Here is a 16,708-nt window from a genome sequence, read left to right on the forward strand (position 1 = left end):
GATAATGATTATCTTTAGAATGATTGCTAATATCAAGCAATTTTCACAATCAAACAACAAAAGAGCCACAAACAACTAAGTTAGTACGAAAAAACAGCATGAATCTAGTGGAAGCCCACTGACAAGGCTATAATTGAATTTCTCCATTCATTGCATGGGTGAATAAAATGAAAATATTACTGTTAGGCGCGACAGGGCTTGTGGGAAGTCATGTTTTATCCTTGGCTCTTGCAGACTCTCGTGTGACTCAGGTGATAGCACCAACACGACATGCATTAGCAGAACATGAGAAATTACAAGCACCTATTGTAGATTTTAATCATCTGCCTGATGAGGCTGCATTATGGGAAGTCGATGCTGTGATTTGCGCGCTCGGCTCAACCCTCAAAGCCGCTGGTTCAAAGGCGGCATTTCGTCAAGTGGACTACACCTATCCTTTAACCTGTGCAAGGCTAGCCAAAAAATGGGGCTGCCCGACATTTGTATTGACTTCTGCTTTGGGGTCAAACGCTAAGTCACCTTTTTTCTATAGTCGAGTGAAAGGGCAGCTTGAACAAGATTTAATGTCACTGGGTTTTGATTCTTTAACTTTAGTTCGCCCGAATGTGATTAGTGGTGAGCGTGAGCATACGCGTTTGGGTGAAGTCGTTGTGATCCGTATTATTTCCTGTCTATCATCTATATTGCCCGCGAGCTGCCAAGTTAGCCCCGCAACAAATATTGCGAAAGCATTATTTGAGGCTGCAATAAATCCCACTAAAGGGGTTCATGTTATTTCATCTAAACAGCTTATATAGCACTGGCTAGTTCATTTTTGTTGGTTATGTTGTTTTTTTGTTTCACACACAAAAGCTTCAATTTTATGATGCCTGAAATGCTAACCGATTTAGGAATTACAAAAGTTAATATAGGGTTGGTAAACATACTGATTGATGACAAACATATTATGTTTGGCGGCAAGTCTAATAGTTTATTGAAAATAAACTAGGAAAATCAATTTATTGATTTTTGGCTGATGACACAAAATGGGAAAAACCACGTTTTATCCCGCTTTGTCAACAACCTAAAGCCCACAAATGTGGGCTTTTACTCTTCGAAGGTTACCCCTGAATCTGTGCTAATGAACCGTATAAATCATAAAGTGTTTCATATTCATCTTGCTGATAAAATCGAATTTTATCCCAACAAAATTGCTTAGCGACTTCCACGGTAAAGCGTGTGGCATCGATTAACTCACTTTCATAACTTGCACCTGTTTCACTACCGGGGACAATCGATTTAGCCGTAATGGCAAGGCCAACAACAGGTGCCTGTGTTGCAATATGCGGTTGCATTATAGAATTAAAGTGATAAACACCGTTATCATAAGGAGAAATATCTTGTGTGGTGATAGGAAACGTCTTTGCCACATCTCCTGTTGCATACTCCAGTAAGCGAACTAAATCAGGTGCGACGCGTAAAATATAGCCTTGCATAGCCGTGGGAGAAATCGCAATCCCTCGGTGCTTAATGATGCTGTTTCCCTTTGATGTATCGATGGATAAAATAGCATCCATCTGTTTATCGACTTCATATTGGTTCATGGTATTAGATGAAACTGGCATCCCCATAAAATCGACAGGGTCATGAGGAGTAATCGAAACATGCGTGGCGATATGAGAGCTAATTATTACGTCCCCTTTGAGGCTCTGTCCCTTTGCCGCCATATCCAACAATTTCATCGCGCTGGCAAAAGCGACAATTGACCCATCAGCATCAGAAACTATTCCAATACGATTCGGTTGTGCCTGTTGTGCACCTAAACGACCGATAATGCCTAAAGTCGGGTAAGTGCCTCCACGGTGTTTGCCCTCAGAGCCTGGGATTAATACTTTTATAAAATGGCATAACTGACTTGTATCCTCTGGGGATTCATAAGGAATAGAAGTAACAGTGATGATGGCATCATTTGAGCCAACAGAATGAAGTAGCGCTGCCATTTTTTCGCCATCAACATCAGGGGTGTCTAATAAGTCATAAACTTGGCTTAGATAATTCAAAGACATTATTGCACTCCTTTAATAATATTTAATTTGAATGGCTTGTTGGTAGCAATTTCTTCAATCTTATTAGGTCCTCGTAACCATAGAGCATTTTGCTCACCTAAAATGGTGCCATGGCCGTTTTCAATAAATAATGCAGTTCCTTCATATAGTGCGATCAATTCTTCCATGGGGTTAATCGTTAAAAACTCATTTAATCTCTCTTCACGACTTTCCCCATTATGGCCAATTGGTTTACCAGAAATAAAATGCGGGTTAATTTGAAATGGGCAAATATTCAGCGCACTAAATGTAGGGGGGTGGACAATTGGCATATCATTGGTGGTGCGAATACTCGGTGTTGCAACATTACTGCCTGCACTCCATCCCATATAGGGAATGCTTTCATATTTAACTCGTTGTGAAATCAGCTCCACTATGTTGGCATCATATAGGCGTTTTAATAAGGCAAAGGTATTTCCGCCGCCAATAGCAATCGCTTGTGCTTGTTTAACTGCCGCAACAGGGTCGCTAAAGTGATGAATTGATGTTAATTCATAACCTAAAGCATTAAATACCGGTTTTACAATTGCTTCAAAATCATCAAAACTGAATGTAACTGCGGCATAAGGAATAAATAGAATATTTTGTTTTTTATGTTGTAATAAACGATGGATTTGTTCGCCCGCATGTTGTAAATAATTCATATTCCCCATACGTGAACTACTCATTAATAACGCATTAGTCATTGCTATATTCCTTTTTGATTTTTTTTATTGAATTAATTAATAAATCGATTTCTTTTTCACTATTAAAATAATGAAGTGATAAGCGGGCCATTTTTTCTATTTGATAGAACTTTAAAATAGCGGTTGCCATAAAGTGACCTGATTCAATAATGATATTTTTAGCTTCTAATTTTTGCATTAATACATCAGAGGGGATTCCGTTAATATTAAATGGAATTATTCCTATTCGCTGGTGGCTATTATTAGGGCCATAAATTTCGACACCAGAAAGTTGAGATAATTGCTGCATCGCATATTGAGTGAGTGTTTGGTTGCGAGTCTCAATTTGTTCAATACCGATATTTACAGCATAGTCTAAAGCCGAATCTAAACTAATAATGGCCGGAACATTTGGGCAGCCCGCTTCAAAGCGTTTTGCTGTTTGAGGCAGAATAACGTCTCCTGTTTGTGGGTCAATTGAGCTATTCCACCAACCGACCAGTGTGGGGGTTAATGATGGTACCAATGATTCACGAACAAACAGAATTCCACTGCCTTCTATCGCTCTTAACCCTTTTCGGCCACATGATGACATAAAGTCACATTGCCATTTTTGAACATTAACGTTATACATTCCAATGGCTTGTGAAGCACTAATATGGCTAAGTACACCATGCTTTCTGGCTATATCACAAATAGCCTGCACAGGTTGAATTACCCCAGTTATGTTAGATAGCGCAACGAAACTGATGAGCTTTGTCTTAGAGGTTATCGCTTGCTCGATAGATTCAGGTGAAAGGACACCATAGCTATCCGCACTCACCTTAATAATTTTTATTCCTTTTTCATGCGCTAACAGTTGCCAAATTGCAATATTGCTGAGCATCTCAGTATCCGGAATTATCACTTCATCGCCAGCTTGCCAAGAAATACCTCTAGCAATCAAGCTGATAGATTCTGTGCCATTTTTAGTAAATGCAATTTCACTGGGCTTTGCACCGATAAATGCGGCCAATTTTTGTCGACAAATTTCAACTTGCTCATAGGTTTGCTTGCGGAAGCTCGGTAAATAAGTCCCTTGCTCTGCGGTTTTATCAAGATAGCGCTTTACTGCGTCTATTATCGGTTTTGGCGGTGGCGCAGCGGCTCCCGTATCAAAATAAGCGTAATGTTGTGAAACTAGAGTGTCTTTTTGCACTTGCGACCAGATATTCGTCATTATTATTCCCTATAAAGTTATTTAGCCCAGAAGGAAAGCAGTTTCGCTTTGAGGGTTGGCAGGAATGCTTTAGCCGTGGAGTAAAGAGCATCGCCAGCAATAAGCCCACCAGCGAAAGTTGAAATTTTATCGGAACTGATATTGAAGAAACGCTCAATGATAATTCGAACCGCGAGTGCAGTAAGAACCGTCCAACCTGCAATAGGGTAGTTAATCATCAAGCCAGTTGAGAAGAGTACGCCAATCTGGTTTTTAGCACCGCCAATTAACTGAATGATGGCACCCGGTATGGCCCACAATAACAACATCATTGCCACATTTGAGGAGCTTCCTGCTTGGATCGTAGCAGCATAAAGCCTTGATGCAGGAACGATTTTGTCTTGTTCGAAATAAAAATCGTAGGTAAGTGCAACCACCACCAAGGCGCAGCAAAAACCGATAATAGCGGCAAAATATTGTTGTTTTCTCCCATAATGTTCTGCAGATTGGTTTTTACCATAACCGCGGATCATAAACCCCGTTTTTAGGTCAAAACCCATATCGGCAAAAGCAGGGCCTGTCGCGGCACAAAACCCAACTAAAACGGCCAATGCTTCGGGGGGAAACCCCAGTAAAATACCAATCATCAATGAGATAAGAGCTGCTGCAGTTGCAGGAAACCAGCCAGAATGCATCGCAGCCATACCTACAATCATCTCTTGGATTAAAGCGGCTAAGGTCGCAAAAATGAGGAATCCAATAAGTTGTGGCAATGTCATAGTGACAAATATTTGACTAATAAATGTGAGTGCTAATGCGGTTAAAAAGTAGAACGTTGCCCCTTTGATTAAGGTTGACTTGATACGTTTGCTACTTTGGCGTAATTCATCACTATCTTCGCTTTGTTGCTGACTATCTTTCTTGTTGCGAAATACAATGGCTCCGATTTGGATTAATGCGACGATACCTGCACCAATCATCACACCGTGTGGGACATAGTTTTCATATAAATTATAAGTAATTAGCCCTGACTCAGAAAAACCGCGAATGAGAAGTCCAACAGCAAACATGAATAACGCGAAAATACTGCCAATCAACGCGATCCCTGCGGATGCCATTGGGATACCAAAACCTGCACCGATGGCTCCAGCAGCAAAGCCTGTCAGCAATGCGCCAAGCCGCTTTCCACCTTTATTTCCTGCCCACAAAGTTTCTGCGGTGGCAACACCGGCAGGCCAAGATGCACTGGCAGGATAGGCGCGGGTATTAAACAAGCCATATAAAATCGTGCCATCAATGATAATCGCAACGAAAGCTCCAGCCATCATCGGATAAATTAATTCAGGCATACTCAATACCCAAGGCACACCAATGGCTACTATTAAACCATTTGCTGCAGCAAAGGTTGCTGCAGAGATGCTAGTTTGAATTAAATTTTGCGCATCGATAAATTTAAATGATGCAAAAATAGAAAGTGGGACACGAGATAATAAAATGGCGAGAACAGCACCGATAATTGATGTGTTTGCGGAGATACCTAGTGTGACAATAATCTGAATACCAATAATAGCACCAACAAAAGATAATATAATTATTGCGATGAGTAATGCTGGAGAAAAAATAGATACACGTACCTCAGTATCATTTTTATCATGAGATATATTCATAGAGTTACCTATTTTATTTTAATAATTAATAACTGCTTTTTATCTTATTATTTCACCATGGATTTAAAATATGGTAGATAATTTACTGGCTGTGGATTTTAATAATGGATAATACTCGGTTAAATTTTTACTTTGGCTTGATGCTGCAATGCATAACGAGCCTAATACCCCTTTTTCAAAAGAAAATATAGGAACGGATAACCCTTGTGTTCCTGCTAAATAAGCTTCTTTTGAATATGCATATCCTTCTTCAGCATAGAGACTTAATTGCTTTTTTAATAAGGTGTTATTTTGCAAATTATGTTTAGAAAGATATTCATCAATATATGAAATATCCATTGAGCTTAAAATGATTTGTGTAAATGGGGCTTCATGCAAGCTCAACGCTTCTCCTTCTTTAGATGTAAAGCGGATAAGATGGTCACTTTCTAAAATGAAATTACAAATAGCGATATCATTGTAACGGCGATAAATAAATATGGTTTCATGTGTTTTATCAGCGAGAGGGCGTAAGTAGTCACTCGCTAATTGTGAAAACTGGCGTGTGTTATTGGCTAAATGACCGATTTCAATACACCGCAAGCCTAATAAATATTCTTTATTTTTATTTTTTTGTAAGAAACCTTGCTCTTCTAGAATATTAAAACCCCGCTGTACGACGGAAGGGCTCTTATCAAGATGACGAGCTAACTCACGTACTCCCCATATGGGCTTGTTGATTGAAAAGTAATCTAACAAGGTTAATACGAAACCAGCAGATTGTAGTCGGTTATTCATAGCTTCCCCTGTTTATAATTAGTTGAATTAGCACTATTGTTATATTTTTGTTCCTTATGCGGGAACAGTGTGCCGTTTGGTAATACAAACATATTTAGATGAAACAATATGCAAAGTAAATGATTTGTTGCATCTGTGTTAAGTAGGTCACTAAAACAGTTCTTATCATTTATCTTTTTTTCTTGCTTTCTCTATAACTATTTGAAGTTAATCTATTTTTTTTAGTCTTTAGCTGTTCCTACTAGCGAAACAATCAAAAGGACGGAAATGGATAAATGAGTTATTGGTGAAAACAGGAGAATTTGTTTACCTTGAATGATCTTTTCCTGATGCGATTTATTTATGTGAGAAATAGATTATTTTATATTTTTGTGTAAACGTTTACACTAAGTCGAGGTTGATCACAGAATCTTATCTAAACTCGTTGTTATACTTGGTAGCAATGACAAGTTGGAAGACAGAATGCAATTTAAGCAGTATTGGGGGAAGAGAGATGCAACAGGTTGAAATTCTCGTTACAGGCGGGCTCGGGTATATCGGTAGTCATACTTGTGTTCAATTGATAAAGGCTGGGCTATCACCAGTTATTATTGATAATTTGTGTAATGCAAAGCTAGAAGTGCTTAATCGTATTGAAAGATTAACCGGTATGCGCCCAGTATTTTATCAGTGTGATGTTCGAAATGAGCAACAGCTAGCCCACATTTTTTCTTCTCATCAATTTCATTCAGTTATTCATTTTGCAGGGCTAAAAGCGGTTGGTGAATCAGTAGAAAACCCCCTTAAATACTATGATGTTAATTTCAATGGGACATTGGTATTAATGCGCTGTATGCAGGAAGCGAACGTGAAAAGTTTGATTTTTAGTTCGTCAGCAACAGTATATGGCGAGCCCAGTCGTTTACCTATCACCGAAGAGTTCCCAACGGGTAATACGCAAAGCCCTTATGGCACCAGCAAGTATATGGTTGAGCGTTGTTTATCTGATTTATTTCACTCAGACCCGTTATGGTCATTAACATTATTACGTTATTTCAACCCAGTAGGTGCTCATCCATCGGGTTTGATGGGAGAAGACCCACAAGGGATCCCCAATAATTTAACACCTTATATTACCCAAGTTGCAGTAGGGAAAAGAGAAAAATTGGTGATTTATGGAAACGATTACCCTACGGTGGATGGGACGGGGGTTCGGGATTATATTCATGTCATGGATTTAGCTGATGGCCATGTTGCTGCTCTACAAAAGGTTGGTAATCAAGCAGGGTTACATTGCTACAATTTGGGTACGGGGAACGGCACCAGTGTTTTGCAAATGTTACATGCATTTGAAAAAGCAGTTGGAAAAGCCATTCCTTATGTGATTGAACCACGTCGTGCTGGGGATATTGCGGAATACTGGTCAACACCAGAAAAAGCGCACCATGAACTAGGATGGCAAGCGGAGCGAACTCTTGAGGATATGGCGACTGACAGTTGGCGCTGGCAATCAAATAATCCCAATGGTTATGAAGTTTAGGAGATGCATGAGATGAATATTTTGCCTTTTAACCCTTCGGATTGCCCTCATCGTCGCTATAATCCATTAACGGGCCAATGGGTGTTAGTGTCTCCCCATCGAGCAAAACGCCCGTGGAGCGGTAAAGATGAAAAGTCATCAATAGAAGATTTACCTCAGTATGATGCACACTGCTTTCTTTGCCCAGGTAATACAAGGGTTTCAGGGAAGGTCAATCCTAACTACCAAGGGACTTATGTATTCCAAAATGACCATGGTGCATTATTAGCACAACCCTGTGCCCAACCAGATAATCAATCTGAGTTGTTTCAATCACAATCGGTGAGTGGTGTTAGCCGAGTGATCTGTTTCTCTCCTGATCACAGTAAAACACTGCCAGAGCTGTCTGTGCCTGAACTTGAAGGCGTTATCGAAACATGGCAGCAACAAATCGCCGAATTAAGTGAACACTATGCTTGGATTCAAGTTTTTGAAAATAAAGGAGAAATAATGGGGTGCTCTCAACCTCATCCTCATGGACAAATTTGGGCTAGTGATTTTTTACCCAATGAAATTGCACGTAAGGACCACTTTCTCGCGCAATATTATCAACGTCATGACCGTAATTTATTAATTGATTATATTAAAGCAGAACAACAAGATGGCTCACGGATTGTTGTTGAAACTCAAGAGTGGATTGCACTTGTCCCTTATTGGGCGGCTTGGCCATTTGAGACGCTGTTACTACCAAAACAACATATTCGCCGCATGGATGAAATGAATGAAGTCATTCGCGCAGACCTTGCTATAGCGCTAAAAAAACTCACAAGTCGCTACGATAACCTATTTCATTGCTCTTTCCCTTATTCAATGGGATGGCACTTTGCGCCTTTTATGAATGAAAGCCAAAGTATCGAACATTGGCAATTACATGCTTTATTTTATCCACCATTACTGCGCTCAGCGACGGTGAAAAAATTCATGGTGGGGTATGAAATGTTAGCTGAAACTCAGCGAGACCTGACACCAGAACAGGCCGCACAACGTTTACGTGATGTGAGTGACTGCCATTATAAACAAAGTCAAACTACTAAATAATTCATCAAATTATAATTAACTTAGCTGTTTGCTGGGTTAACCAAATTACGCATTAAGGATAATTAAAAATGGAAACGTTAAAGCAAACTGTTGCCTCGTCGTTTGAAAAAACCTTTGGTTATCAACCTGAAATTTATGTTCAAGCGCCGGGGCGAGTGAATATTATCGGTGAACATACGGATTATAATGATGGCTTTGTTTTGCCTTGTGCGATTGATTACCAAACGATGACCGCAGCGGCTAAACGTGATGATCGTATCATCCGAGTCGTTGCGGCTGACTACCATAATGAATGTGACGAATTCAGTTTGGATAGCGAAATTGCATTTTTGCCTGAAAAAATGTGGGCAAACTATATTCGCGGTGTCGTGAAGTTTCTCTTACAAAAAGGGCTTTTATTCAATGGTTGCGATATTGCAGTCAGTGGTAATGTGCCGCAAGGCGCGGGGTTAAGTTCTTCAGCCTCACTCGAAGTTGTGATTGGACAAACACTTAAGGCTTTGTATCAATTAGATATTAGCCAGCAAGATATCGCGCTTAATGGCCAACAAGCTGAGAACCAATTTGTTGGTTGTAACTGCGGTATTATGGACCAACTGATTTCAGCGTGTGGTGATGAAGGCCATGCTCTATTGATTGATTGCCGCAGTTTGGCCCTATTTCCTATTTCCATACCTGATGATCTGGTTGTGATGATTATCAATTCAAACAAGCAACGAGGCTTAGTTGGGAGTGAATACAATACACGCCGCCAACAATGTGAAGAAGCTGCCAATTTGTTTGGAGTGAAAGCGTTGCGCGATGTCACATTTGATGATTTTTTGCAGCAGCAACACCAGTTATCTCCTGTCGTTGCCAAGCGAGCCAAACACGTGATCAGTGAGAACGAGCGTACTTTGGCGGCAGCAAAAGCATTAACGCAAAATGATTTATTGCAACTAAGCGAATTAATGGCGCAGTCACATATTTCCATGCGTGATGATTTTGAAATCACAGTTAAAGAAATTGATACTTTAGTGGATATCGTTAAGTCCGTTTTAGGTGTTCAAGGTGGGGTACGTATGACCGGAGGGGGCTTTGGCGGCTGTGTGGTTGCACTGATGCAGCAGCAATGTGTTCAACCAGTGATTGACGCGGTAGAAGCGCAATACCAGAAAGCGACAGGTTTACAAGCCGATATTTATGTATGCCAACCTAGCTCAGGTGCGAGTGTGGTAAGTTAAAACCAAATTAATAAATTGAAAAAAGTTGATATAACATGCTGTTTAATCAAGAAAAAAATCAGACGCCCAAAGTCGTAGAGTTAACCAATAAAAATGACATGAAAATTGTCCTGACAAGTTTAGGGGCAAGCTGGGTAAGTTGTATTTTGCCGCTAATACATGGGAGACGAGATGTTGTTCTAGGTTCACCAAATATGGATAAACAAAAGGAACAAGACGTGTATTTGGGCGCGACAGTCGGGCGCGTAGCTAACCGTATAGCGAATGCACGTTTTTCTATTCATGGTGAAAATTATTCAGTGTCAGCCAATCAAGAGCCGCATTGTTTACATGGTGGGCAGGACAATTTTAGTTATCGGATTTGGGCCATATCACAGCCTAGTACTCAACAGGCTATTTTTTCACTCATTTCACCCGACGGTGACCAAGGTTTTCCCGGGGAATTGAAAGTTGAGGTAAGTTATGAATTAACGGATGAAAATCAAGTGATTATCCGTTATAAGCACCAAGCTACAAAGGCCTGTCCTGTAAACCTAACCAACCATACTTATTTTAATTTGGCGGGTGAAGGTAGTGAAAAGACAGCGCTAGATCATGCTCTTACGATTTACAGTGACTGTTATTTACCCACAGATAAAGCAGGGATCCCTAGCGGAGAGTGGCGTAATGTCACTGGTAGTTATTTTGATTTTCGCCAAAGCAAACTCATTGGCCGTGACTTTCTACAAGATCACGACCAAATTTCTGCTGGGGGATATGACCACACTTTTATGCTAGATGCAGCCCGTATTGATGGGCGGCAAACGGTGGCATCGTTGAGTGCTCCTGAGGGAGACGTAAAGATGAATATTTCTACAACGATGCCCTCTATGCAGTTGTATACAGGGAATTATTTAGTTTCAGTTGCGGGTAAAACTAAATCTTATACGCCTTTTTCTGGGGTTGCATTTGAAACACAGTTTCCACCTGATGCTGTTAATCATCCTGAATGGGGAGAACGATACAGCCCGATTTCACAGCCTAATCAAATTTATTGTAGTGAAACCTGCTATCAATTTATTTTCTAAATCTATATATGATTAACACCGCATCTAAGCGGTGTTTTCTTTTTTGCACGATAAACCCATTATTTTACTTTAAATAATTTTAATATGCGTTATGCCATTGTTTTTAATTCTAGCTCATTGTTTAATAAGCCATCCTAATTGTAGAGGTGCACAATGGCGACAATCAAAGATGTGGCAAAAGAAGCCGGTGTTTCGGTTGCAACTGTTTCTCGAGTGATTAACCAATCACCGAAGGCAAGCCAAGCTTCTATTGCATCAGTAAAGAGTGCAATGAATAAGCTAGGTTATCGTCCCAATGCCGCTGCGCGAGCTCTTGTGAACCAAAGTTCAAATACCATTGGGGTGTTAGTTAACGATGTTTCCGACCCTTTTTTTGGCGTTATGGTCAAAGCCGTTGATGCCGTAGCGCATAAAAATGGTAAACATATTCTGATTTGTAATGGTTACCATAATGCCAAGGAAGAGCGCCAATCGATTGAGTTGTTGATTAACAACCGCTGTGATGCTTTGGTTATCCACTCTAAAGCCCTGGATGATGCTGAACTGCTTCAATATGCAAAAGAAGTCCCAAGTATGGTACTGATCAACCGCCATATTGATGAAATTGCAACCCGTTGTATTTCTTTAAATAACTACAAGGGCGCATATTTAGCGACAGAACATCTTATTCGACATGGGCACACTAAAATTGCGTACATTTCATCAAATCACCAAATTGAGGATGCGGTACAGCGTTTACAGGGTTATCGAGATGCGTTAAAAAATAATGGTATTCAACTGTCTGATAGTTATATTGAATATGGCGCTCCTTATGGGGAAGGTGGGGAGCAAGCGATGACTAACTTACTGATAAAATCACTCGAAATCACAGCGGTCGTGGGTTACAACGATTTTATGGCCGCGGGAGCCATCGCGGTATTAGATGAAAATGAAATTCACTCACCAGAACAGGTCTCGGTTATTGGTTTTGATGATGTGTTGATTGCCCGCTACATCCATCCACGCTTAACAACAATTCGTTATCCTATCCAAATGATGGCAGAAAAAGCCACACAACTAGCACTTTCTTTAGCGAGAGGGGAAAAAACGACAGGTGAAAGTTTGATTTACTCTCCGACATTGGTTCAACGTAATTCAGTTAGACCTTTGCACGCCTAAGTATTTTATAGGCCATAGCGTTACGAAAATAAGTGTAAACGTTTTCATTAATATTTGATGAACTTCACGAATTTATTAAAATATAGATTACTTCCTGGTACCTTCTCTTCTATCACCTATGAAAATTTACATTAATTTCTGCTATTTAGTCCATTAAGTTAATTCTTTAGAGGATATTGTGAAAATATGTGATTCATCTAACGGTGATATTTCGTGGTAACGTTTACACTTGCTTTGTTATCACTTGGCGAAGGAATTTGATTATGCAAACTGAAGGGGTTGGGTTAAGCACATTAGATTACGGAATATTCATTCTGTATGTGCTTGTCATTATTAGTGTTGGTCTTTGGGTTTCTCGTGATAAAAAAGGACAAAAGAAAGGTACAAAAGACTATTTTCTAGCAGGAAAAACATTACCTTGGTGGGCTATTGGTTCTTCACTGATTGCGGCAAATATATCAGCAGAGCAATTTATTGGTATGTCGGGCTCTGGTTTTTCAATAGGTTTGGCTATCGCATCCTATGAATGGATGGCAGCACTAACACTGATCATTGTCGCAAAATACTTCATGCCCGTGTTTATTGATAAAGGTATTTTTACCATTCCAGAGTTTGTTGAAAAACGTTTCAATAAAACGTTAAAAACGATCTTAGCCGTGTTCTGGTTGGCATTATTTATCTTTGTTAATTTAACTTCAGTTCTCTATTTAGGGTCGTTAGCATTACAAACAATCCTAGGTATTCCAATGCATTATGCTATTTTCGGCTTAGCATTATTTGCAGTGATTTACTCTCTTTATGGCGGGCTATCTGCGGTTGCGTGGACGGATGTTGTACAAGTTTTCTTCTTAATTTTAGGCGGCTTTTTAACCACGATAATGGCGGTGAGCTATATTGGCGGTGATGCGGGGTTATTCGCAGGTATGAGCCGTATGGCAAGTGAAGCGCCTGCGCATTTTGAAATGATTTTAAGCCAAGACAACCCACAGTTTAGTAATTTACCCGGTATTGCCGTGTTAATTGGCGGTTTATGGGTTGCTAATTTATATTACTGGGGCTTCAACCAATATATTATTCAACGTGCATTAGCCGCTAAGTCTATTAATGAAGCGCAAAAAGGCTTGGTTTTCGCAGCATTTCTCAAACTTATTGTCCCAATCCTTGTTGTCGTACCGGGTATTGCGGCATTTGTGATAGTTTCTGACCCTGCATTACTGGCGGGATTAGGAACGATGGCACAAGAACATATGCCAACATTGGCCCAAGCGGACAAAGCTTACCCATGGTTAACACAATTCTTACCCGTAGGCGCTAAAGGGGTTGTGTTTGCGGCATTAGCTGCGGCTATCGTTTCTTCTTTAGCTTCCATGTTGAACTCAGTGGCAACTATTTTCACCATGGATATCTACAAAGAATACATTGCTCCATCAACCGCGGACCATAAATTAGTGAATGTCGGGCGGATTAGTGCAGTTGTTGCGTTAATCGTCGCATGCTTCATCGCCCCATTACTGGGTAACATTGGACAAGCTTTCCAATATATTCAGGAATATACCGGGTTAGTTAGCCCAGGTATCTTAGCGGTATTCTTATTAGGTCTATTTTGGAAGAAAACCAATGCGAAAGGCGCGATTATCGGTGTGCTGCTCTCAATTCCGTTTGCATTATTCTTAAAACTAATGCCGTTAGGTATGCCATTCCTTGACCAAATGATGTACACCTTCTTCTTTACTGCGGTAGTGATTGGTTTAATTAGCCTGACAACGGCAAAAGAAGATGACTGTGAAGGGGCTATTATCCTAACGTCGGAGACCTTTAAAACATCGACAGGCTTCAATATCGCATCATACGCAATTATGGTTATCTTATGTGTGCTATATGCGTTGTTCTGGTAATCCAAAACTTCTAACAAGCTGATAAGTAAAATGATAGCACGAGGCGGGAAAGGTCATTCCCGCCTTATTTTTTGCGTTTGTTAACTTAAATAATGACCTAATACTCGCATCGAGATCATTTTCGTTATTCTTGACTAATAATCTCCCTTCCTTATGTATGGTTAATTGTGTTTAATTTTATTTTTTTAATAACTATTTGTTATAAGCAAATATGCCAAATTGATTTTAATTTGACTTATTTTTAGGAATAATACTGAGACTTATTATTATTATCATTGGAACTATTTTGTGAAAAATTTAGGTTTATTTCGTTTACATCAGGTTGCCATTTTCACTCTGTTAGCGCTGGCTGTTCAAAACCAATCCATGGCAAATGAACAAAATAGCGACAAAAAAGACTCTTTCGTTGTTAGTGCACAAGCACTCAAAGTGAATACTGCGCTGCAAGAAACGCCAAAATCTGTTTCAATTATTACGGAACAAGATTTGACCATACATGCTCCGCAAAAAATTGATGAAGCACTTCGTTATACCTCGGGGGTTGTTGCACAACCTTATGGGGCTGATAATGATACGGATTGGTTCAAAGTTCGCGGTTTTGATGCCGCAACTTATTTAGATAATAGCCGGTTATATCGAGATGGCTACTACACTTGGCTACTTGAACCTTATGGATTGGAAAGTATTGAAGTCGTGAAGGGGTCATCAGCCGTTCTCTTTGGCGAATCCACTCCTGGAGGCGCTGTTAACTTAGTAACGAAAAAGCCATCTATTAATGCTAAAAATGAAATATTTTTAGAAGCGGGTAATAACGATCATCAAGCGCTAGGCTTTGATCTTTCTACAGCATCAGCCGATGCAGGTGCCCGCTACCGTTTAGTGGGAACGATGAAAAAATCGGATGGGGAACTCAAAGGCACGGATAATAAACGTATTTATCTGGCGCCAAGTGCGGCATTTGACTTGTCTGATCAGACTGTACTTACGTTAATGGGAACGTATCTGCACGATGATGGTACGCCCACGAATCCTTTTTTCCCAGCGGCGGGAACATTAATTCACTCTAATTACGGTAAAATTAAGCCATCAACCAATTTAGGTGAGCCTGATTACGATAAATACAAGCGGACTCAGTTCTCAGTGGGTTATTTATTAGAACATCAATTTAATGATGAGTGGCGTTTTGCGCAGCGTGTAAATTATGGTTACAACGACCTAACACTCAGAAGTGTTTATGCTTTCTTTAATGCAGACCCTACCGTGCAGGAATTGGGGCAAGGTATTGTTTTTCGCGATGGTAAAAACCAAAGTTTTAGTTTTGATAACAATATCGTCGGTGAATGGGATAGTGAGCGGTTCGAAAATACCTTACTTGCGGGTATTGAATTCCAATATCATCAAACCAAAGGCGATGAACAGGATAATTATGCTTTTGGTAAAATTAACCCGTGGAAGCCAGTTTATGGGCACTATACCCCACTTGACCCATCAAATAACATTCATCGCACTATTGATAAAACACAAGCTAGTATTTATTCACAATACCAAACAAAGCTTGATAGCAAATGGATTGGGGTCGTTGGTGCACGTTATGATTGGGTAAAAACTGAAAATAAAGCACATAAAAAAGCAGAAGATGAGTCTAGAAATGATGGGCAGATGAGTTTAAATGCGGGTTTAATGTATATTGCTGACAATGGCATTTCACCTTATTTAAATTACTCTCAATCTTTTGAAGTTCAATCGACAATCGACCCAACAACCCAAAAACTATATAAACCACTTAAAGGTGAGCAATTTGAAGCAGGTATCAAATATACACCTTATTTTATGGATGGTTATTGGAATATTGCTTGGTTCGATATCGAACAAAAAAATGCGTTAGTCACAACTCCTGAACACCCTGTTGCAACACAAACAGGTAAAGTCACTTCACAAGGTATAGAAACAGAACTATTTGCAAGTGTTACTGATAATTGGGATATTAAAGCGACATACACTTATACCAATGCGAAAACAGATCAAACAGGTGGTAAGGGACGTAAACAGGCTGGTATGATCCCCAAACATATGGCGACTGTCTGGACTGACTACGAAATTCCAATCGTGAGTAACCAGTCGTTAAAACTCGGAACTGGTATTCGCTATTATGGTCAATCAAAGGATAACCCAGCAAGCAGCAACCTTTCTGTTCCTAGTGCGACGCTCTGGGATATGGCCGCGATATATCAATTATCGAACAATTGGCAGTTCCAGTTCAATATGAATAACATCCTCAATAAAGAGTATGTTTCATCCTGTGATACCTGGTGCTATTACGGCCAATCGCGCTCATTTGTGTTACAAACAAAGTACACTTGGTAATTTTAAAAAAGGCA

At 39.9% G+C, this 16,708-nt stretch carries 13 protein-coding genes; 8 read left to right on the forward strand and 5 right to left on the reverse strand.

From position 1 onward, the window contains the following. Positions 1–167 precede the first annotated feature (167 nt). Complete coding sequence (locus P3L44_RS06695; protein WP_140170948.1) at positions 168–797, forward strand: NAD(P)H-binding protein; 630 nt, start codon at positions 168–170, stop codon at positions 795–797. Positions 798–1,100: 303 nt separating this feature from the next. Here P3L44_RS06695 and P3L44_RS06700 read toward each other — a convergent pair whose 3' ends face one another. The 5 genes from P3L44_RS06700 to P3L44_RS06720 form a co-directional block, all read right to left on the reverse strand. After that, positions 1,101–2,045 carry a DUF1177 domain-containing protein gene (locus P3L44_RS06700; RefSeq protein ID WP_004261693.1) on the reverse strand — a complete coding sequence of 315 codons (945 nt, stop codon included), beginning with the start codon at positions 2,043–2,045 and terminating at the stop codon, positions 1,101–1,103. Then, the gene (gene pepE, locus P3L44_RS06705) at positions 2,045–2,770 is read right to left on the reverse strand and encodes a dipeptidase PepE (protein ID WP_272662632.1); all 726 of its coding nucleotides are present in this window, start codon (positions 2,768–2,770) and stop codon (positions 2,045–2,047) included. The genes P3L44_RS06700 and pepE overlap by 1 nt, the downstream gene beginning before the upstream one ends. After that, positions 2,763–3,968 (reverse strand): aminotransferase class V-fold PLP-dependent enzyme, encoded by a 1,206-nt coding sequence (locus P3L44_RS06710; protein WP_272662633.1) that lies wholly within the window; start codon positions 3,966–3,968, stop codon positions 2,763–2,765. Before P3L44_RS06710 ends, pepE begins: the two co-directional genes overlap by 8 nt. A 17-nt stretch (positions 3,969–3,985) precedes the next feature. Next, positions 3,986–5,614 carry an OPT/YSL family transporter gene (locus tag P3L44_RS06715; RefSeq protein WP_140170941.1) on the reverse strand — a complete coding sequence of 543 codons (1,629 nt, stop codon included), beginning with the start codon at positions 5,612–5,614 and terminating at the stop codon, positions 3,986–3,988. A gap of 63 nt (positions 5,615–5,677) precedes the next feature. Continuing rightward, the gene (locus P3L44_RS06720; RefSeq protein WP_004261689.1) at positions 5,678–6,391 is read right to left on the reverse strand and encodes an IclR family transcriptional regulator; all 714 of its coding nucleotides are present in this window, start codon (positions 6,389–6,391) and stop codon (positions 5,678–5,680) included. A gap of 493 nt (positions 6,392–6,884) precedes the next feature. On the opposite strand from P3L44_RS06720, the gene galE reads away from it, so the two are divergent. The 7 genes from galE to P3L44_RS06755 all read left to right on the forward strand — a co-directional run bounded on the left by galE (position 6,885) and on the right by P3L44_RS06755 (position 16,694). Further along, entirely contained in the window at positions 6,885–7,910 is a 1,026-nt protein-coding gene (galE, locus tag P3L44_RS06725; protein WP_272662636.1) for a UDP-glucose 4-epimerase GalE, read from the forward strand. 12 nt (positions 7,911–7,922) lie between these two features. Continuing rightward, a complete protein-coding gene (locus P3L44_RS06730) occupies positions 7,923–8,987 on the forward strand; it encodes a UDP-glucose--hexose-1-phosphate uridylyltransferase (protein ID WP_272662638.1) in 1,065 nt (354 codons plus the stop codon). Between the two features lie 68 nt (positions 8,988–9,055). Continuing rightward, positions 9,056–10,210, forward strand: a complete 1,155-nt coding sequence (gene galK / locus P3L44_RS06735; protein WP_140170937.1) for a galactokinase — start codon at positions 9,056–9,058, stop codon at positions 10,208–10,210. 35 nt (positions 10,211–10,245) lie between these two features. Beyond that, on the forward strand, positions 10,246–11,277 hold the full coding sequence (gene galM, locus P3L44_RS06740) for a galactose-1-epimerase (RefSeq protein ID WP_140170935.1): 1,032 nt from the start codon (positions 10,246–10,248) through the stop codon (positions 11,275–11,277). A 153-nt stretch (positions 11,278–11,430) separates the two neighbouring features. After that, a complete protein-coding gene (locus tag P3L44_RS06745; protein ID WP_004261677.1) occupies positions 11,431–12,435 on the forward strand; it encodes a substrate-binding domain-containing protein in 1,005 nt (334 codons plus the stop codon). A gap of 263 nt (positions 12,436–12,698) precedes the next feature. Further along, entirely contained in the window at positions 12,699–14,330 is a 1,632-nt protein-coding gene (locus P3L44_RS06750) for a sodium/sugar symporter (protein ID WP_094962103.1), read from the forward strand. Between the two features lie 288 nt (positions 14,331–14,618). Next, entirely contained in the window at positions 14,619–16,694 is a 2,076-nt protein-coding gene (locus P3L44_RS06755) for a TonB-dependent siderophore receptor (protein ID WP_094962104.1), read from the forward strand. The last annotated feature ends 14 nt before the right edge of the window (positions 16,695–16,708 follow it).

This window comes from Providencia sp. PROV175 (assembly GCF_032707045.1).
GTDB lineage: Bacteria > Pseudomonadota > Gammaproteobacteria > Enterobacterales > Enterobacteriaceae > Providencia > Providencia hangzhouensis.